The 16,240-nt window shown below is 55.0% G+C and carries 21 protein-coding genes; 10 read left to right on the forward strand and 11 right to left on the reverse strand.

What is annotated here, in order from left to right; all coding sequences use genetic code 11:
- Positions 1 to 34 precede the first annotated feature (34 nt).
- The 3 genes from RLW41_RS03890 to RLW41_RS03900 are packed head-to-tail and all read left to right on the forward strand — an operon-like array spanning position 35 to position 1,826.
- Positions 35 to 922, forward strand: a complete 888-nt coding sequence (locus RLW41_RS03890; protein ID WP_414463562.1) for an MBL fold metallo-hydrolase — start codon at positions 35 to 37, stop codon at positions 920 to 922.
- Between the two features lie 20 nt (positions 923 to 942).
- Positions 943 to 1,374 carry a YeeE/YedE family protein gene (locus tag RLW41_RS03895; RefSeq protein WP_414463563.1) on the forward strand — a complete coding sequence of 144 codons (432 nt, stop codon included), beginning with the start codon at positions 943 to 945 and terminating at the stop codon, positions 1,372 to 1,374.
- Positions 1,371 to 1,826 (forward strand): DUF6691 family protein, encoded by a 456-nt coding sequence (locus tag RLW41_RS03900; protein WP_414463564.1) that lies wholly within the window; start codon positions 1,371 to 1,373, stop codon positions 1,824 to 1,826. The genes RLW41_RS03895 and RLW41_RS03900 overlap by 4 nt, the downstream gene beginning before the upstream one ends.
- Positions 1,827 to 1,852: 26 nt before the next feature.
- Here RLW41_RS03900 and RLW41_RS03905 read toward each other — a convergent pair whose 3' ends face one another.
- From RLW41_RS03905 to RLW41_RS03920, 4 genes are all read right to left on the reverse strand, one after another.
- Complete coding sequence (locus RLW41_RS03905) at positions 1,853 to 2,617, reverse strand: DsbA family protein (RefSeq protein ID WP_414463565.1); 765 nt, start codon at positions 2,615 to 2,617, stop codon at positions 1,853 to 1,855.
- A gap of 344 nt (positions 2,618 to 2,961) precedes the next feature.
- Positions 2,962 to 3,720 (reverse strand): response regulator, encoded by a 759-nt coding sequence (locus RLW41_RS03910; RefSeq protein WP_414463566.1) that lies wholly within the window; start codon positions 3,718 to 3,720, stop codon positions 2,962 to 2,964.
- A gap of 451 nt (positions 3,721 to 4,171) precedes the next feature.
- Positions 4,172 to 4,423, reverse strand: a complete 252-nt coding sequence (locus tag RLW41_RS03915; protein ID WP_414463567.1) for a DUF6508 domain-containing protein — start codon at positions 4,421 to 4,423, stop codon at positions 4,172 to 4,174.
- A 433-nt stretch (positions 4,424 to 4,856) separates the two neighbouring features.
- Entirely contained in the window at positions 4,857 to 5,840 is a 984-nt protein-coding gene (locus RLW41_RS03920) for an MBL fold metallo-hydrolase (protein ID WP_414463568.1), read from the reverse strand.
- A gap of 118 nt (positions 5,841 to 5,958) precedes the next feature.
- On the opposite strand from RLW41_RS03920, the gene cynR reads away from it, so the two are divergent.
- The 4 genes from cynR to RLW41_RS03940 are packed head-to-tail and all read left to right on the forward strand — an operon-like array spanning position 5,959 to position 8,681.
- Positions 5,959 to 6,846, forward strand: a complete 888-nt coding sequence (gene cynR, locus RLW41_RS03925) for a transcriptional regulator CynR (RefSeq protein WP_414463569.1) — start codon at positions 5,959 to 5,961, stop codon at positions 6,844 to 6,846.
- Positions 6,847 to 6,905: 59 nt separating this feature from the next.
- The gene (locus RLW41_RS03930; RefSeq protein WP_414463570.1) at positions 6,906 to 7,493 is read left to right on the forward strand and encodes an RrF2 family transcriptional regulator; all 588 of its coding nucleotides are present in this window, start codon (positions 6,906 to 6,908) and stop codon (positions 7,491 to 7,493) included.
- Positions 7,483 to 8,250: an NAD-dependent epimerase/dehydratase family protein gene (locus RLW41_RS03935; RefSeq protein WP_414463571.1), complete on the forward strand. Its 768-nt coding sequence runs from the start codon at positions 7,483 to 7,485 to the stop codon at positions 8,248 to 8,250. The genes RLW41_RS03930 and RLW41_RS03935 overlap by 11 nt, the downstream gene beginning before the upstream one ends.
- A gap of 38 nt (positions 8,251 to 8,288) precedes the next feature.
- A complete protein-coding gene (locus RLW41_RS03940; RefSeq protein WP_414463572.1) occupies positions 8,289 to 8,681 on the forward strand; it encodes a cupin domain-containing protein in 393 nt (130 codons plus the stop codon).
- On the opposite strand, the gene RLW41_RS03945 is transcribed toward RLW41_RS03940, so the two are convergent.
- The 3 genes from RLW41_RS03945 to tehA all read right to left on the reverse strand — a co-directional run bounded on the left by RLW41_RS03945 (position 8,641) and on the right by tehA (position 11,620).
- On the reverse strand, positions 8,641 to 9,135 hold the full coding sequence (locus RLW41_RS03945; RefSeq protein WP_414463573.1) for a group III truncated hemoglobin: 495 nt from the start codon (positions 9,133 to 9,135) through the stop codon (positions 8,641 to 8,643). The genes RLW41_RS03940 and RLW41_RS03945 overlap by 41 nt on opposite strands.
- Before the next feature lie 66 nt (positions 9,136 to 9,201).
- Entirely contained in the window at positions 9,202 to 10,416 is a 1,215-nt protein-coding gene (gene hmpA / locus RLW41_RS03950; RefSeq protein WP_414463574.1) for an NO-inducible flavohemoprotein, read from the reverse strand.
- Between the two features lie 154 nt (positions 10,417 to 10,570).
- Entirely contained in the window at positions 10,571 to 11,620 is a 1,050-nt protein-coding gene (tehA, locus tag RLW41_RS03955) for a dicarboxylate transporter/tellurite-resistance protein TehA (protein ID WP_414463575.1), read from the reverse strand.
- Positions 11,621 to 11,779: 159 nt separating this feature from the next.
- Between tehA and RLW41_RS03960 the strand changes: the two genes are divergently transcribed.
- Positions 11,780 to 12,208 (forward strand): Rrf2 family transcriptional regulator, encoded by a 429-nt coding sequence (locus tag RLW41_RS03960; protein ID WP_414463576.1) that lies wholly within the window; start codon positions 11,780 to 11,782, stop codon positions 12,206 to 12,208.
- Positions 12,209 to 12,587: 379 nt separating this feature from the next.
- On the opposite strand, the gene RLW41_RS03965 is transcribed toward RLW41_RS03960, so the two are convergent.
- On the reverse strand, positions 12,588 to 13,568 hold the full coding sequence (locus RLW41_RS03965; RefSeq protein ID WP_414463577.1) for a catalase family peroxidase: 981 nt from the start codon (positions 13,566 to 13,568) through the stop codon (positions 12,588 to 12,590).
- Positions 13,569 to 13,878: 310 nt separating this feature from the next.
- Positions 13,879 to 14,184 carry a carboxymuconolactone decarboxylase family protein gene (locus RLW41_RS03970; RefSeq protein WP_414464660.1) on the reverse strand — a complete coding sequence of 102 codons (306 nt, stop codon included), beginning with the start codon at positions 14,182 to 14,184 and terminating at the stop codon, positions 13,879 to 13,881.
- A gap of 332 nt (positions 14,185 to 14,516) precedes the next feature.
- Here RLW41_RS03970 and RLW41_RS03975 point away from each other — a divergent pair, with 332 nt between their 5' ends.
- The gene (locus tag RLW41_RS03975) at positions 14,517 to 14,948 is read left to right on the forward strand and encodes a group II truncated hemoglobin (RefSeq protein WP_414463578.1); all 432 of its coding nucleotides are present in this window, start codon (positions 14,517 to 14,519) and stop codon (positions 14,946 to 14,948) included.
- 58 nt (positions 14,949 to 15,006) lie between these two features.
- Here the strand turns inward: RLW41_RS03975 and RLW41_RS03980 are convergent, their stop codons facing one another.
- Positions 15,007 to 15,219, reverse strand: coding sequence for a zf-HC2 domain-containing protein (locus RLW41_RS03980; protein WP_414463579.1), 213 nt, complete (start codon positions 15,217 to 15,219; stop codon positions 15,007 to 15,009).
- Entirely contained in the window at positions 15,216 to 15,797 is a 582-nt protein-coding gene (locus RLW41_RS03985) for a sigma-70 family RNA polymerase sigma factor (RefSeq protein WP_414463580.1), read from the reverse strand. The genes RLW41_RS03980 and RLW41_RS03985 overlap by 4 nt, the downstream gene beginning before the upstream one ends.
- Before the next feature lie 143 nt (positions 15,798 to 15,940).
- Between RLW41_RS03985 and RLW41_RS03990 the strand changes: the two genes are divergently transcribed.
- Positions 15,941 to 16,093: a hypothetical protein gene (locus RLW41_RS03990; RefSeq protein ID WP_414463581.1), complete on the forward strand. Its 153-nt coding sequence runs from the start codon at positions 15,941 to 15,943 to the stop codon at positions 16,091 to 16,093.
- Positions 16,094 to 16,240: the final 147 nt, after the last annotated feature.

Genomic DNA, 16,240 nt, shown 5'->3' on the forward strand with positions numbered 1-16,240 from the left:
AAGGAAGCTTCGCTTTTCATCAAGCGGATAACGAATGAAACACATTCCGGAAGTCACTGGTTTCTTTGATCGTCACACTTGGTCCGTCCAGTACGTCGTTGCAGATCCTGTCAGTTGTAAATGCGCAATCATCGATCCTGTCTACGACTTCGACGAAAAGTCTGGGCAGACAGCCACTTTTAACGCAGATCGCATCCTCGAATTCATCAAAGAACGTGGTTATGTCGTCGAGTGGATCCTCGACACGCATCCGCATGCTGATCATTTCTCGGCGGCGGATTATTTGAAATCGAAAACGGGCGCGCCAAAAGCAATCGGCACAAAAGTGGTCGATGTGCAGCTGCTCTGGCAAGATATTTACAACTGGCCCGACCTCGCGACCGATGGCTCTCAATGGGACCGCCTCTTCGCGCGCGGCGATACTTTTCATATCGGCACGATCCCCGCTAAAGTCATGTTTTCGCCAGGTCACACGCTCGCTTCGATCACATACGTGATCGGCGACGCGGCTTTCGTTCACGATACCTTGTTTATGCCTGACAGCGGCACCGCACGAGCGGATTTTCCCGGTGGCAGCGCTAAGGCACTTTGGAAATCGATCAAGGAAATCCTCTCGCTTCCAGACGAGATGCGTCTCTTCACCGGACACGATTATCAACCAGGTGGCCGGAAGCCACTTTGGGAATCCACCGTCGCAGAGCAAAAAGCGTCGAACATTCACATCGCAACGTGCAAGACCGAAGCAAGCTTCGTTAAGGTGCGAGAGGCGCGGGACATGACACTCGCAATGCCTAAACTCATTTTGCATGCGTTGCAGATCAACATCAACGGCGGTCTCCTTCCTCCTCTCGAAGCCAACGGGACGCGATATCTCAAATTTCCACTCAATCGTTTGGTCGGGACGCCTTGGGATGATGCCTGAGTTCGGATGAAGGAACGACGATGACGGATTTCACACCCCTGCAATCGCTCGAGGGAGGGCTATTGATCGGTGCCGCTGCCGCTATGCTTATGGTCTGCTACGGACGAATTGCGGGGATCTCCGGCATGATTCAAGGCATGCTCACGAACGCGGGGGGTGGCTTCGTGTGGCGGTTCGCGTTCCTGATTGGAATTGCAAGCGCGCCATTTCTCCTTCAACGGCTGGCCAAACTCGAGGTCCCGTTCTCAACATCCATATCCACGCTAACGCTGGCGGTCAGCGGACTGATCGTCGGCGTGGGCGTCAGCCTCGCCTCGGGCTGCACCTCAGGTCATGGGATCTGCGGGAATTCCCGGCTTTCAGTGCGCTCCCTCGTAGCGACGCTCACGTTTATGCTTACCGCTGGGGTAACGGTCTTCGTCTTACGCCATGTGTTGGGAGGAACACCATGATACGCTCGGTGTTGTACTACCTGTTCGGCCTTGTTTTCGGAGCGGGGATTACGATCTCAGGCATGATCAATCCCGCCAAAGTCCTGAACTTCTTCGACGTGGCGGGGACATGGGATCCCTCGCTCGATTTCGTCATGGGAGGCGCTCTTCTCATCGCGGCGACCGGCTTCTGGCTTGCGCGGGCGCACGGAGCGCCTCTTTTTGATCGCGCATTCCATCTGCCGACGGTACATGTTGTCGACTTCCGGTTGGTCGTCGGCGCCGCAGTTTTCGGGATTGGTTGGGGGCTCGCAGGCTTCTGTCCTGGTTCCGCGATCGCGGCGCTCGGTCTCGTCCGGGGCGAACCTATCATTTTTGTATCGACCATGACCGTAGGTCTGCTCGGCGGCTCCTTATTGCGCGCAGCGTTTCATACGGAACCACCCGCATCGGAGGAGAAAGTCTCGCCTTAGACAAATGGATTGACCGTCGTCACGGCTCAGCACGCGTCACAACCTGCGGTGCGGACGGCATCGACATAGGATGCGAGCTGCTTGTCGAAATCATCCGGCACGCCGACGATGCCATTATGGCCTATGATAAAAAGCGGTGTTGTGGTGACGTTCAGTTTATTCGCAAGCAGCCGTGTCTGATCCAGAGCTTCACTGATTTTCGCCGAACTCGCATCCGCCTTCAGGCGTTCGATGTTGATTCCCAGGCCTTTTGCAATATCGAGGGCGCGGACATTCGTCATCGTTCCTTTCTGTGACATGAGCGCATCGTGAAAGGCCGCGAACTCGCCTTGTATGTTCGCAGCCAGCGCAAGGCGTCCAACAGCCTCCGAGTCCTTGCCGAAGCTCGCGGTGTCTTTGAGCAGCAGTTTGGTGTCGGGATGCGTCTTGAGGAAGGCTTTGAGACGCGGATATGAGGCTCTACAGTAGGGACAATTGTAATCATAGAACTCGACAATAGTGATCTTCGCAGCCTTATCCCCTATCTCTGGCGAATTTGTGCCGTAAATGTCCTTGCGATAGCCGCGCAAGACCTCTCTGGCATGGTCGCCATCCTCTTGCTGCTGAAGTTCCAGTAACGCTTGGCGCACGATGGACGGATTTTTGAGGATATAATCTCGAATGTATGCATCAAGGCTCGCCTGATTCTTTGGAAACTCTCCGGCAGACGCGATACGCGGGCTGACGAAGGCACAGTACAACGCGCCTACTGCAAGCCACATCAAGTAAGGTCGTTTCATTCCCGAAATCATCGTCCCGAATTATCCTTCTGGGGAAGTGAGGCATTGCTCCGACTACTGCCGACAAGATAGGAGGGCAATCCTCGGTCCAAGCCTCGCGTGTTCTATTTGGAACGCCAAAGGCTCGTAAGCGCAAGATATTCCCTATTGCTCTCGGGCATACTCCCAACGCGGTTCGAGGTTCGGTCGCAACGCTTGCGCGCGTGATGGCGTTTTAGTCATTCTGTTCCTCGTGAGGTTTTACTTCAGCGAGGCGCTCGACGTTGCACGGCGATGCCGGTTGCGAAGCTCTAATTGCCCCGCTTGCGCAGGGCTGGAGCACGGACACAAGGCACTGATTGGAGGTTGGCGATAAATTAGGTGGTTTGCGCTGCTGCGAACCGCTTCTCCCAATGTTCTGGCCTCAGCCGATAGGTTGACCAAACAATGGTCTGAAGGTTCGACTCAACAGCAATAGTTATCATCTCGTCGACCGTCCTTGCATTGAGTTTTCGACACAATGCCTCCGTGTCGCTCGACACCAGCATTGGTGAGATATTGAGTTCTGACGCAATCTCCGTTGCCTCCGCTCCGAGGATCAGCAGACCGAGTATGTTCTTTTCCCGTCGGGTAAAACGCGTCGTCTTCGATGCGGAGATAGCACGCTGTGCCTTTATGCGAGTACATCCATTAATCCTTCCGAAGGCAATCCGCCGGATGAGATCGTCAGTGATCCATATCTCCCCTTGGGCTGCCGCTTGGACAGCGGCGACAATGTCTTCCGGACCTTCGCTTTTAGTGACAAACCCCTTGGCACCGTAGTCGATGGCTTGCATTGCCACACGAACATCACTCCTCATGGAGAATACAACGATCCCCATGCACAACTTTTCTCGCTTTAATCGGCGCAGAAACGCGAGACCAGATCCATCGGGCAGATTTGCGTTAATCAACATCACGTCAGGCTTCTGGGTGATGAGTTGGTTATGCGCCTCCGCAAGGGTCTTCGCTTCGACGAGGACACTGGCGCTGCCCTGAAAGAGGTGGCGATATCCGGCGAGGACGATGGGATGGTCTTCGACAACAAGAAGTTCAAAGGGCGTTCCGACCCCGTGCCCGAAGCAACTTTGTTCCACCACCCCCCCTCGATTAGTCATTATCCTTGCGCACGAGAAAACCGGGCAAGGTAAAAAAGCTAACTGAAGGGTGCCCAAGGATCCAAATTCAAAATTTGAATGTTTTTATTCGACCGCCAAATTGATTGGTAGCCCTCTGCGAGATAGAGAATGTACGGCCGTGAGGGCAACTCTGGGAAAAGTGCGATCTATAACACTCGTGAGTTACGCCACATGTGGAACCAATATCCCTGGACGTGAATATATTTGAAGAACCTATTTCCTTTGGCGGCTCTTTCGTACGATCGCACGGCCTCGCAGTAGGCAAGTGCATGTGCGGCGCTACCCACTGCCGAGACTCGTTCGGCGATAGCGACAGCTTCACCGGAGCCTGCATGCTTCAAACTGCTTTATCTATGCCGCCGTGCTTGAACAATAGCTGCGGCTGGTAACGGATAATGTGCTCTCGCCGCTATAGAAGAACGCTTGACTTGCATGCGCCAAGCAACGTGCCCTCGCAGAAACGATCCTGTCGGATCAAAGCTGTAATCAAGTGCAAGAGTTGCATCGATTCCACTCGTGCGGCTGTGGGTGGATCGCTACACTCCTCTTGAGCTTCGTCCGAATGGGCCCATGATGCCCAGTCGGCGCCTCGCGATGCAGGCATGAGCAGACGAAATGCAGTTTCCCCTGACAAGTAGAAGCAAGCTCGGAACCCGTTCATTGCCCTCCCGCATCATTGGGCAAGCGTCTTTCACATCTGTCCGAGTCACTCAAAATCATATAATTGCGGCGTGATGGCAAAAAATGTTTTGGCGAGCTATGCTCTTGCCGCTCGCTCGATACATTGAGCAAGGGAATGCTCATGCCGCGTCGTTATTTTTCTTCGCTTGGATTTTCCTTTCACGATAGAATACATTGACGCGTCTTCCTTATCTTGCTCGGTTTCCCGAACGAAGCTCCCGGCGCTCAGCCTCGCGACAAGAACCAGATACCAGCCAATACCGAGGTCACGGCGGTCGCCAGCCCCACGTTCAGGGCGATACGAAAACGGCCGTATTCATCATTTGATTTTGCATACTTCATGGGGAGTCTTTCTCTTCGGCTATCGCCTTGCGGCGGAGCCCTCTCATTCTGAGTGGCTCCGCCGTCTTCCATCAGAGATTCATATTCATCGGGGCCGGCAGATAGCGGAATCCATCGCCTTGCTTGGCGAAATGCCCGTATCCGGGCCACGCAAAATGATAGGCCAGGATTGGAATCTTATTCGTCGCAAGGAAATCGAGCATCTTTAGGCGCGTTTTCACCGCCAGCTTTCTGTCCGTGTCGAACACAAATTCCATGCGTGGATTTTCAATGAGAAGCACCGAGTGATGCGAAATATCGCCGACGAACATGAATGACCGCCCTTTCGACTGAATATTGAACATGGTGTGACCGAGCGTGTGACCCGGAGCGGAAATGGCCGTGATGCCCGGAAGAAACTCCTGATCATCCTTGAAGAACGTCAGGCGATCGCGGGCGGGCAGCAGGTTCTTGCGGGCGTGGGCGATGAATTTCTTCTTCCAGGGCAAATCCATCTGCCCCTCATCGGTCCAGTAATCAAAATCAGCCTGGCTCATATAGACGTGAGCGTTCGGATACATGAGGGCATCGTTCGCATCGACGATGCCACCGATGTGGTCAATGTGGCCGTGCGAGATGACGACGGCATCGATATCTTCGCGTTTGATCCCAGCCGCTGCCAGGGTATTTGCCAACAGCCCTCCCTTTGGACCAAACATCTTCGATGTGCCGAGGCCTGTGTCGAACAGAACGAGCTTGCCGTTCATGTTCACGACGAAGGAATTGAGCTCGATGTTCATATCCGTCGGGTTCATGAAATTTTCGGTCAACTCTCGACGAACCTCTCCCTCCGGGCCTCCCAGAAATGTGTTCGTCGGATCGCCGAGCATCTGCCACCCATCGGAGACGACAGATATTTCCGCATCGCCAACATAGAAGCGATACCAATACGGCGCTTGGGTGCGCTGCTCTGCTTCTTTTGCAAAAGTCGGCGCATTGAGCCCGGACAATCCTAGTCCGACTCCGGCGCCTACGCCCAAGGCCATGATATTTCTCCGCGAAACTTCTCCGAGCATGTCGTTTCCTCCGTGATCAGACATCGAGATACCAAAAGCTCGTCTGCCCATAGGAAATGCGTCCGATATGCAATAATGTCCAAGACCAAAATATTATTGATATCATAGGTGGCTGATTATGCTTGTTCGGCAGGCGCACTACATTCTCGCCGTCGCGGATCACGGAAACTTCACTCGCGCCGCATCTGCCCTCCACATCTCGCAGCCGGCTCTCTCGCAACGGATCATCGATCTCGAGGCTCAACTCGGCGTGCAACTCTTCGACCGCTCAGGTCGAACGGTGAGACCAACGGACGAGGGACGAACCTATATCGAGCATGTGCGTCGCGCTCTGCGTGAGCTTAATGCCGGAGAGCGGGCGATGCAGGACGTCGCGAGGGCCTTTGGCGGTACACTTCGCGTCGCATTTCTTCCGCTTTTCACCACGCACTTAGTTGGACCCCTGATGCAAGCGTTTTACATACAGCATCCTGGCGTTGCGGTCACGATCGACATACTTGCGCAAGCCGCGCTTGAGGCTGCTCTGATCGACGACTCCATTGATATCGGCTTGGCGTTCAGCGATGTCGAGAGCGAGGAGATCGAAGTCGAGCAGATCGAAGACGACGAACTCTGTCTCGTGGTCGGCAAGCGGCATTCGCTTTACGGGCGAGATAAGGTGCGGGTGTCGGAGCTTAAGGGCGCCGATCTTGCATTACTGACAAAGGCGTTCATTACGCGCGGCCCGATCGATCGCTATTTCCGGAACCACAAGGTGCGCCCCCGGATCGCAATCGAATCTAATTCAGCGGATTCGATTATCGCCATCGTGCGAGGTGCGCCGGTCGCGACGGTGATGCCGTCGGCAACCGCGAGGCAACTCACCGGCCTCAAGGCCGTTTCGCTTTTACCGTCTCCAGGTACCTGGACGTTATCCGTGCTGCAACGAAAAGACGCCTACCGAAGCGCGGCTGCCAAGGCCCTCGTAGACATCCTGAAACAGCAAAGGAGCACTGATAGCGGCTGATCGGCATTCCCTTCTCGCTGCACTTGCTCGCTATAACAAGGATCTATATAGTCTCTGTTATGGCTCATATCGGAAATGGCGTCGAATACGCTCTTCATTGCCTTCTTTGGATTGCAGCGCCGTTGGATCACCCGCCAAGCAGTAGGGATCTTGCGGAGTTGCAGGGCGTTTCGCCGACCTTTCTGGCAAAGATCTTTCAGAAACTCGAGAAAGCCCGGATTGTCGAGGCGATGACCGGGATCCGCGGCGGCTATCGGCTTGCGCGGCCGCCGGAGAAAATAAGCGTTCTGGACATTGTCGACGCGATCGAAGGACGAAAGGCCCTATTCGATTGCCAAGAAATAAGGGCGCGATGCGTTCTGTTTGACGGCAGTGCGCCGGCATGGGCGACTCGAGGCGTTTGTGGAATTCACGCTGTAATGCTCCGTGCGGAACAGGTTCTCCGAGCGGAGTTGGCACAAACGAGCCTTGCCTCGCTTTCCAGAGGCTTCATCGAAAAACGACTCCCCAATGATTTTCCCGAGAAGGTTCGCGGCTGGTTCGCAGACCGACAGACCGAGCGCGAAAAAGCACGCCAGATGGCGATGCGTGCAGGGCAAAGAAAACACATCCAGGTCAAGAGTAAGCGAAGCCGTCGTGAAACATAGAGTTTTTCTTGCCGGAGCCACGGGCGTCATCGGACGCTCCTTGATCCCTCTGCTTCTTAGAGACGGTCATACTGTTACTGGAACGACCAGAACCACCGAGGGCGCAAGTAAGCTGCATGGACTTGGCATCGATCCTGTCATTGTTAACGTCCTCGATGGCGAAGCGCTGAAACTCGCGGTCAAAGCTGCACGGCCGAGCGTTGTCATTCATCAGCTGACGGATCTTTCAGCGGGATTGACGCCGGAGGTACAAGCGGGGGTTTTGAAACGAAACGCGCGACTTCGCCGCGAGGGCACGTACAATTTGGTCGCCGCCTCACGCGCTGCTGGCGTGCAACGGCTGATCGCACAAAGCATCGCATGGGCCTACGCTCCGCACGTGCCGCCTTATCATGAAGACGATCCGCTGGACGAGCACGCAGATGGTCTTCGCGCCGTAACCGTCGGAGGTGTCATCGCGCTCGAACGTGCGGTGATCGACCAGAACGATTTTATCGGCATCGTCCTTCGCTACGGTGAGCTCTACGGTGATGGCACATGGTCGAAGGTACCCCACGGCCGCTCGCCGGTGCATGTCGATGCCGCAGCATATGCTGCTTTGCTTGCCATCAACCATGGCCGCTCCGGAGCCTACAACATCGCCGAACCGGAAGGCGCGGTTGTGATCGACAAAGCGCTTGAGGACTTGGGTTGGCAGCCGGATTTTCGTCTTGAGCACGAGAGGCTCCACGAAGCGCGGGACGGCGCGAGAGATTGACAACGCACACAGAAGGAAAGGCGAAGATGTTCTATCGTATGCTTACTCTCATACTGGCCGTTACGGTCATGTCCGTTCATCCGAGGATTGTTGCTGCCGCAGGGACGACCAAAGTCACGCCTCTCCTCTCAAAAGATCTGAAGGGCATTCCAGGCAAGGAGGGCGCACTTCTTCTCGTCCAGTATCCGCCTGGCGGCTCAGATCCAGTCCACCGTCACAATGCTTCAGTTTTTGTCTACGTGCTCGAAGGAAGCGTTGTCATGCAGGTACGCGGCGGCAAGGAGGTCACCTTGCATAACGGTCAGACATTCTTTGAGGGTCCTGACGACATCCACATCGTCGGACACAATGCCAGCCAAACGGAACCCGCAAAGTTCCTCGCCTTTTTCGTCAAGGATAAGGGCGCCCCGCCGGTGTTTCCGGCAAAGTGATAGGCGGGTCGTCAGCCACTGTCGCTCGTGATTCGGGACGACCAACCAGCGGATCGCCCCGGTGGTGGGCGATTCCGAGCTGCAAACTTTGCGCGATCATGTTCGCCTTCATCACAAATAATGCAGCGGCCTCGAGCGGGCAGATCTCAGTCACGGTCTTTTCGAACAGATCGAGCCAGATCTTGAAATGATGAGGCTCTAGGTCGCCGAGCTTTATGTGAGCGGCCATCGGAGTTCCATGGAAGCGGCCCGACATCAGAAGCACCGATGACCAGAAATCGCGCATTTTTGAGAGATGGTGATCCCAGTTTTCGCCGATGACGCGCTCGAATATGGGGCCCAGCGAGTCGTCAGACCGAATGCGCGCGTAGAACGCGTTCACCACCTCGGCAATCATCGACTCTGTGACGCCTACCGCCTCTCCAGGACCAACACGCAATCGGTTCGACGTCATAGTCATTCCTTTCCCGTTTCTGACCGCCGCGGCGGGAAGGCCGCGGTGGCGACGGTTCGTCTTGCACTATGCGGCCAGAAGCTCGTCCGCAGGGCCGAAGAATTCATAATGGATCCGCGAAGACGCCACGCCCGCTCGAGAAAGATCGCCTACCATCGCGCGCAGAAATGGCCGTGGCCCGCAAACGAAAATGTCGGCCTGCTGCAACGGCGTGTTGGCGGCCAACCAGTCGGCCGTGATCATGCCTTCTACATCGTGCGATTTTCCGAGAACGTCGGACGTCGCGGGCTCTGAATAAAAGGTTGCAACTGAGATTCGGCCGTGTTGTTTGGCGATTGTGCGCACATGGGCGTCCATAGCATGGGTCGAACTATTGAGAGCGCCGTGAATGTAATGGACGTCGATATCCGGATGCCGCGCCGCCACTGTCTCCACTATGCTTACCATCGGCGTCAGGCCCACGCCGCCGGATAAAAGGATTATGGGGCGACTTTGATCGTCGGGTAAGTAAAAATCACCGGCAGGCGGAGTCGCTTGAAGCGTCGCTCCGACATCGATCTCATCATGCAAATACCTCGATCCTCCCTGGCCATTCGCTTCGCGTTTGACAGAGATGCGGTAGGTTTCTTCGCTCGGTGCGCTCGAAATGGAATAGTTGCGCTTCATCGGTGTACGGCCTTGTGGCGCAAGCGCGAAGGTCAGGTACTGGCCCGGCTTATGCGGGATGATTTTTCCGCCATCGACGGGACGCATCACGAATGAGGTGATGACAGCACTCTCCTTCACCTTCTCCGAGATGACAAAGTCCCGCCATCCGGTCCACCCGCCCTCAACTGCTTCGATTTCATTCCGAATTGCCTTTTCCCGCCCTATCAAGATCTCGGCAAGGAACCAGTAAGCCTCTCCCCAAGCGGTCATAATTTCCGGCGTCGCCGCGTCGCCGAGCACGTGCTCAATGGCAGCGAGCAGCGCCTTGGCGACATATGGATAGTGCTCCGGGTAGATGTTGTAGCCAATGTGTTTCTGCGCAATGCGTTCCACGACCGGCGTTAAGGCCCCGAGATTTTCGATGTTCTGTGCGTAGCCGAGAATCGCTGAAGCCAGGGCTTTCACCTGCTTGCCGTCATCGCCTTGGTTGGATTGATTGAAGAGCGCTCTAATGTGCTCATCTTGAAAGAGCCGGGCATACATCTCCGTGGTTATGGCCTGCCCATGCGCGGACAGGGCCGGGACGGTCGCCTTGACAACGGCAATCGTAGTCTCACTCAGCGATTTCATCACATCATTCCCGAATTGAAGTCACACCGCACCAAAAAGATGCATCACCGATGCCTCTTATACCGGACACCAAAAAGATGCAATAATGTATCTTTAATGCTCAGCGGTTGCTGCTATCTGCCGATGCAGTCACAACATGGCTGATCGTTGCCTTTGATTAGGATTCCGCGCGCGAAATGCCTGGCTCGCGCGTTGCCCGCGCAGTGCGGCGTTGATTAGATCGACGAAGAGCCGCCTCAAATCGCTGAATAAAATAGCGCGCGCTCGCGAGCGCGATTGTCCCGATTACCATATTGGCTGCGACAAATGCCAGAGGCGCGAGTATCGCAACAGGTCTATTACCGCCCCGCTCCAACATGCGCAAAAGCATGGTAGCTAAGGAAGCCGCTCCGAACGTGAAAGCCCAATAAGAGGGGCCAAACGGTTCTTTTCTGATCCATGGCAACAAGCGAATGACGACAAGCGCCTGTAAGAGCCCGTAGCCCATCAAAGCCATCGCCACCAAGTCCGGCGGACCCGATGTAATGCTTAGATAAGTAACGCCTCCGACGACTGGTGGCGCAAATTGTATCCCGAGACTCGGGCGCTGCGATTTGGGCAAGCCGCTTACAGTGTACAAGCGATGCGCAAGAACGGATTCGATCGCAAGCCAAGAAAATACGCCTGCACCGAATGCGAGTTCACCCCAATCGCGAAAACCCAATGTCGCCGCTGTCGTGCCGGCAACGAAGCTGCCGGCCACCGTAGGGAGATACATCGCCGCCGTCGTCGATTCGTGGCCGCGATCATTGCGCCACAACTCTGCCGTTTGCCAAACCGCATAGGAGAGGCTGAAGCAACTGCCCGCGATGAAAAGACCAAGCGCAACGGGATGGGAATAGTTATCCATCAATCCCGCGATGAGCGTGGTTGCAACACCGACGAGACCGATGAAGCTACCATCGACTGGATGTCGCAATTCCTTCCAGGCTGCTTCGCGCGCGACCGACCATTTCAAAGCGTAAGCGATCAATAGAGCGGCCCACAAGAAGGTCGCCACCGCCCCGATGATTTCCCCCACGCAGATAGGCAGGCCCCACACTCGGTGGGCAACGCGCCAAGTATTGGCCAGTCCAGCGAGGCCCAGAACAATGCCAAAATACGAAGCAGGCACATAAGGCGCATGTGATTTTGGATGGCGCCGCAACTCAACGGGCTTCATTTCCATTGGCTTTACTGCTTTGGCTGCGACTGTTCTGCAATAAACAAAGCGCCATATAAGGTTTCGTCGTCGGCCGCGCAGATGGTTTGCTTGAAAAATATATAAGCTCGATGCATCTTTTCGGCATTATCGAACGTGGTTGTCATTTCCGACGTGGAGCTGCTTGTGAGACTGACCAACTTCACCGACTTCGCCCTCCGAGTCTTGCTTTTCGCGGCTTCGCACGGTGATCGCCTCATCACGATTGAAGAAACCGCAGAGGTTTACGGGATTTCGCGTACTCACCTGATGAAAGTGGTCAACCAATTGACAAATGCCGGCTTCCTACGCGGCGTACGCGGAAGATCCGGCGGCTTCGCACTCGCCCTTCGTCCGGAAAAGATCCGACTTGGCGATGTGGTGCGCGCGACGGAACCCGATTTCGCATTGGTTGAATGCTTTGGCACGCAAAACAGCTGTCTCATTACACCACGCTGCCGCTTGAAAGGCGTCTTGAATGAAGCGCTTCTCGCCTTCGCAGCCACACTCGATAAGCACACCCTTGCCGACATCATGCTGGCACCGAAGGATTTCAAGGTAAGACGGTCAGCGTAGGCTGTAGGCTTGAGTGCTATACCGCGTCCAATTCTAGGGAGCGATTGCCCCGATAGGCACTCATTTCCGACTATGGCGAAGCTTGAGAAGATGTCGAAGACCAATTCGTTATCGACTCTATACTCATCCAATTATACGCCACACTCCATAGCGCGAGTTCGTCGCTCAAGCCGTTTGCAGGCGACGTAAGTTTCATAACTGCTGACTATAGCCTCCATAACAATTTGGTCTTCGACATTATGCACGCTGCTGAACGGATTCTCGTTTCTGTTACGCCGACAAGCCTCTCGTTATTAACGACGTCGTTCTGACACGTGGGTGAAGCACATTCCGATTCTTGAAGGCGAGTCGCGCATTGTGTCGCGCGACTCGTGCATCATCATTTCATTCGGTGCGCTACCGAAACTGCGTAGGCACCGGCCCTTGCATCGATCATCGGATCGGCAGGCTCAATTCCCGCTGGTACCGCATTTGGCATGAAAAAGAGCTTGGAGTTCGATGCATCACCCCCGAGACTTTCTGTGAGGCGGATCGTGCCGAGTAGGACGGTTGGCCGGCTAGCAGGCCATGCGATCGAAGGATCCGCTATTTTGTCGCCTGCTGCTGATTTTTGAACCACGAGCGAGAAGACAACAGGTTGCGTTTTTACCCTCTGAGCGATTTCGTCGATGAGGTAGTTCGCGGACTTCGACTTGGCCTCTTTATCAGAAAAGAAATGCTCTCCGGCGCCCGGGATAATTTCATATCTTCCGAAGGTCTCCGTTCCGCTCTTGTTCGTGAACTTGAACGAATTCACTCCGAAGTATGGCAAGGTCGCGTAACTCTCTGGCATCGGCTTCGGTGCCGTAAGAAACGCCTTTGCTATCGGGTGACCGCCAAGAAACTTGTCAAGGGGTGTGGGCTTGGGCGTGTCAGGTTTTGAATTCGCCAATGCGATAAGCAATTGCTGAAATTCGTCGGCGGTGGCTACGGGGAATCCATTGAAAGAATGTGCGACGATGTCAGTATCGGTGCCATCAGGCAGCTTGAACTTAATCGCCATGCCTCGGGGACTTGCAAGACCATCGTTGTCAGGAATCGTTGGGACGCCGGCGAAGTCGGAAAAGCGCACAATCACGGGCACTTCGGAACCGCTTTGCAGATGCGGTGCTTCAGAAAGCCGCTCGGCACCGGCTGCAGCTATGAATGTGCCCTTAAGGACTGTTCCTTTTGCATGTACCGCCCGGACCATGTGCTCGCCGAACACGCCGTTAAGAGCGTGAACTAGGCTATCTGGCGTGGCTTCGTCCGCCTTCAGCGACACCGATTCCGCCGCCATAAACGCGCTCGTAATCAAAACAGATACTAAAATAGTCTTCATGCTGTTCTCTCCTCCGGTAGAGCCACCCAAATGCAGCCAGGAGGCGAGGTTGTCGCAAATCACGCCGTCCCGGCCGATCACGCATTTTTGCGTTGGGTATGGCGATTAGTCGGGGAAGAACGCCCTGGCGTTACGGGAACATCCAATTAACGTCGTTGCGGCGATGAATGAGGCGGTTCAAATGAAAAGAACTGTCGAACATCCCCCGGCCACTTATTGAAGATTAATAGCGGAGCCGGGGTAGGGGTCGCCCGGCTCCGCTCCTGCGCGGACGAGCGCCTTGATCGTTGCTCTGCCGCTAGGAATTTTTTTATTTCTTCGCTTGTTCGACAGCGTCCATCGCGCGGACCGAATAGACCAATGCCGCGCCTGCATTCATCGCAATGGCCACGCCCAGCGCTTCAGCGATCTCTTCTTTCGTGGCACCGGCATCGACCGCGAGCTGAGAATGATCAGAAATGCAGCCATCGCACCGCGTCGTGACAGCAACCGCCAACGAAATGAGCTGCCGCGTTTTCTCGTCCAAATGAGCGGTCTTTGCACCTGCTCCCATGGTCGTCAGATAGCCGTTAACACTATCCGGAGACAGCTTCCCAAAGTCGCCGATATGGGCCATGAGCGACGAGCGATAGGCCTTCCAATCAAGAAAGTTCACAGTTCACCTTGATGCATTCGTGTTTCGACGTTTTCAAACACCACGCATTATGTATCAGCGCGGTTCGAGACATTCCTGTTTCGGGCACGAGAGAAGATTTGTCGAAGAGCAAATCGTTATAGGGTCCATAACCCGCTGCCTATAGTTTGGCTCTGGCATTCCTACATCGGGAACTGCGTTCCTTATAGGGAGTATCCATCGTTCTGCGGTTACGTCGTGTCAGGCGCGCACTTGCGCAACGCGGATCTCAAGGCTTAGGAATTGCACTTCCGATTTTTTTTGCGAATCATTCCATGGACGCACCCTCAGATTGCCCCGGCGGCGCGACGCCTCGAAAAACTGTAAAATCGCTTTATGACCGTCTCGGCGGCGAGAAAAATCTTCGGGCGCTGGTTGAATCGTTTTACGATATTATTGAATTTGAACCCACTGGTGAGGAACTCCATATCCTGCACCTGCGTGGACACGGCGTAGCGCATTCACGCATCGAGCAGTTTCGCTTTTTGTCGGGCTTCCTCGGTGGGCCACGCCTTTATGTCGAGCGTTACGGCCATTCTGACGTTCGCAAAATGCACGAGCATGTCGAGATTTCCAAAACGGCTCGCGATCGCTGGCTCGAATGCATGGCAATTGCCATAGATCGTGTCGGACTGCCGTGTGATGTCAAATCCGAGTTAATGAGACATTTTACTCGGGTTGCTACGATGCTTATCAATCGCTCCTGATAGAGCTCATTTGTGACGCGAAGAGGGTGAATTCAGCCTGCGACTGAGCGAACCTCGTTCATCTCGGGTCACCCTTATCCGTCTCGCGATTGAAGTAGGTCCGCAAATGTCGAAACAAGACCTCAAACTGGATGCTGGCCTTAGAACATAGTGGGCATTCAGTAATGTGCTGCTCGAGAGCACGGGATTCGGCCTCGCTCAATCGGCGATCCTGACTGTCGCTGACGAGCCAAGTTGTATCGCGACAAGTTATCTTCGGGGTCATGTTCATCCTCTTCTCCAGTTGATGTCCATGCACAAGCGCAGCTGCATTCGCGCGCGATAAAGCAGGATGCGCAAGTGACCGGGTGTGATCTTGAGCAGCCGCTGAATTTCGTCGGCATCGATGTCCAACCATTCCCGCATCATGAAAGCGCGCGATGTCTTTTCAGGCAGACGGCTGAGACAGGCTTCAAGGACTTTGAAGAAAGCGGCCCGTTCTGTAACGCTTTCCGGGTCGGTCCATGGATCCTTCGTATCTCGCCAGCAACCCGTTTCGTCGAACAAAGCGTCGAAGGCACTGGTGTCGTAGTCAGAATCATCGAATTTGCTTGGCGCGAGCTGATATCGCTTTTTCGATCGGATAATGTCGAGGATCTTATGCTTTAAGATCGAAACGAGCCACGTCTTGATGCTGGCTTCTTGACGAAATGACTTTCGACCGCTCAACGCCGCGACCAGCGTCTCCTGTACGGCATCTTCCGCAGTTGCCTGATCCTGAAGCTGCACGAGCGCGAGCTTGAGCAGCACCGGCCGATAGGCGGCAACCTGTGCGTCGTACTCCTCGGCTTCATCGACAAGATCTGACATGGCACCCATTAGGCTCGGACCAGCTGTAACTTTTCGCGAGTTTCCCGCGACTAACATTCGATTTCGGATGTCTGCAAGCCCCCTCGCTTCGATCGACAGCCAGAGATCTGCCCACGTCAGAAACCAACAAAGGAGTTCTAGCAATGACTCGATTGATAGTGTCCGCTCTTTTTGCAGCGGTTGTCTTCTCCACTTGCACGCCCGCATTCGCTGGCTCTTCGGAATACGGCAATGCAATCCGCGAGGCTTCTGCTTCCGGCAGCATCACGCCGCATGGCGTGTGGGACAGCAAATAGACGGAGAATATGGGAGGCTGCGACCATCGCCAGATGTGGCGCGATCATTACCGATACGCTTTCGCTGCGTTGGTCGCGGCCTTTCTGCCGTCTCTTCGCTCTCTGGCGTGGGTCCGAGGATTCATGCGCTCCGATGTTGTTCGATCA

The organism is Hyphomicrobium sp. DY-1, assembly GCF_047497105.1.
Classification (GTDB): domain Bacteria; phylum Pseudomonadota; class Alphaproteobacteria; order Rhizobiales; family Hyphomicrobiaceae; genus Hyphomicrobium_B.

What these genes read in the sequence shown, in the direction of transcription:
- RLW41_RS03890 (WP_414463562.1), top strand. Translation starts at nt 35, where the DNA reads ATGAAACACATTCCGGAAGTCACTGGTTTCTTTGATCGTCACACTTGG.
- RLW41_RS03895 (WP_414463563.1), top strand. Translation starts at nt 943, where the DNA reads ATGACGGATTTCACACCCCTGCAATCGCTCGAGGGAGGGCTATTGATC.
- RLW41_RS03900 (WP_414463564.1), top strand. Translation starts at nt 1,371, where the DNA reads ATGATACGCTCGGTGTTGTACTACCTGTTCGGCCTTGTTTTCGGAGCG.
- RLW41_RS03905 (WP_414463565.1), bottom strand. Translation starts at nt 2,617, where the DNA reads ATGATTTCGGGAATGAAACGACCTTACTTGATGTGGCTTGCAGTAGGC.
- RLW41_RS03915 (WP_414463567.1), bottom strand. Translation starts at nt 4,423, where the DNA reads ATGAACGGGTTCCGAGCTTGCTTCTACTTGTCAGGGGAAACTGCATTT.
- RLW41_RS03920 (WP_414463568.1), bottom strand. Translation starts at nt 5,840, where the DNA reads ATGCTCGGAGAAGTTTCGCGGAGAAATATCATGGCCTTGGGCGTAGGC.
- cynR (WP_414463569.1), top strand. Translation starts at nt 5,959, where the DNA reads ATGCTTGTTCGGCAGGCGCACTACATTCTCGCCGTCGCGGATCACGGA.
- RLW41_RS03930 (WP_414463570.1), top strand. Translation starts at nt 6,906, where the DNA reads ATGGCTCATATCGGAAATGGCGTCGAATACGCTCTTCATTGCCTTCTT.
- RLW41_RS03940 (WP_414463572.1), top strand. Translation starts at nt 8,289, where the DNA reads ATGCTTACTCTCATACTGGCCGTTACGGTCATGTCCGTTCATCCGAGG.
- RLW41_RS03945 (WP_414463573.1), bottom strand. Translation starts at nt 9,135, where the DNA reads ATGACGTCGAACCGATTGCGTGTTGGTCCTGGAGAGGCGGTAGGCGTC.
- tehA (WP_414463575.1), bottom strand. Translation starts at nt 11,620, where the DNA reads ATGGAAATGAAGCCCGTTGAGTTGCGGCGCCATCCAAAATCACATGCG.
- RLW41_RS03965 (WP_414463577.1), bottom strand. Translation starts at nt 13,568, where the DNA reads ATGAAGACTATTTTAGTATCTGTTTTGATTACGAGCGCGTTTATGGCG.
- RLW41_RS03970 (WP_414464660.1), bottom strand. Translation starts at nt 14,184, where the DNA reads ATGGCCCATATCGGCGACTTTGGGAAGCTGTCTCCGGATAGTGTTAAC.
- RLW41_RS03975 (WP_414463578.1), top strand. Translation starts at nt 14,517, where the DNA reads ATGGACGCACCCTCAGATTGCCCCGGCGGCGCGACGCCTCGAAAAACT.
- RLW41_RS03980 (WP_414463579.1), bottom strand. Translation starts at nt 15,219, where the DNA reads ATGAACATGACCCCGAAGATAACTTGTCGCGATACAACTTGGCTCGTC.
- RLW41_RS03985 (WP_414463580.1), bottom strand. Translation starts at nt 15,797, where the DNA reads ATGTCAGATCTTGTCGATGAAGCCGAGGAGTACGACGCACAGGTTGCC.
- RLW41_RS03990 (WP_414463581.1), top strand. Translation starts at nt 15,941, where the DNA reads ATGACTCGATTGATAGTGTCCGCTCTTTTTGCAGCGGTTGTCTTCTCC.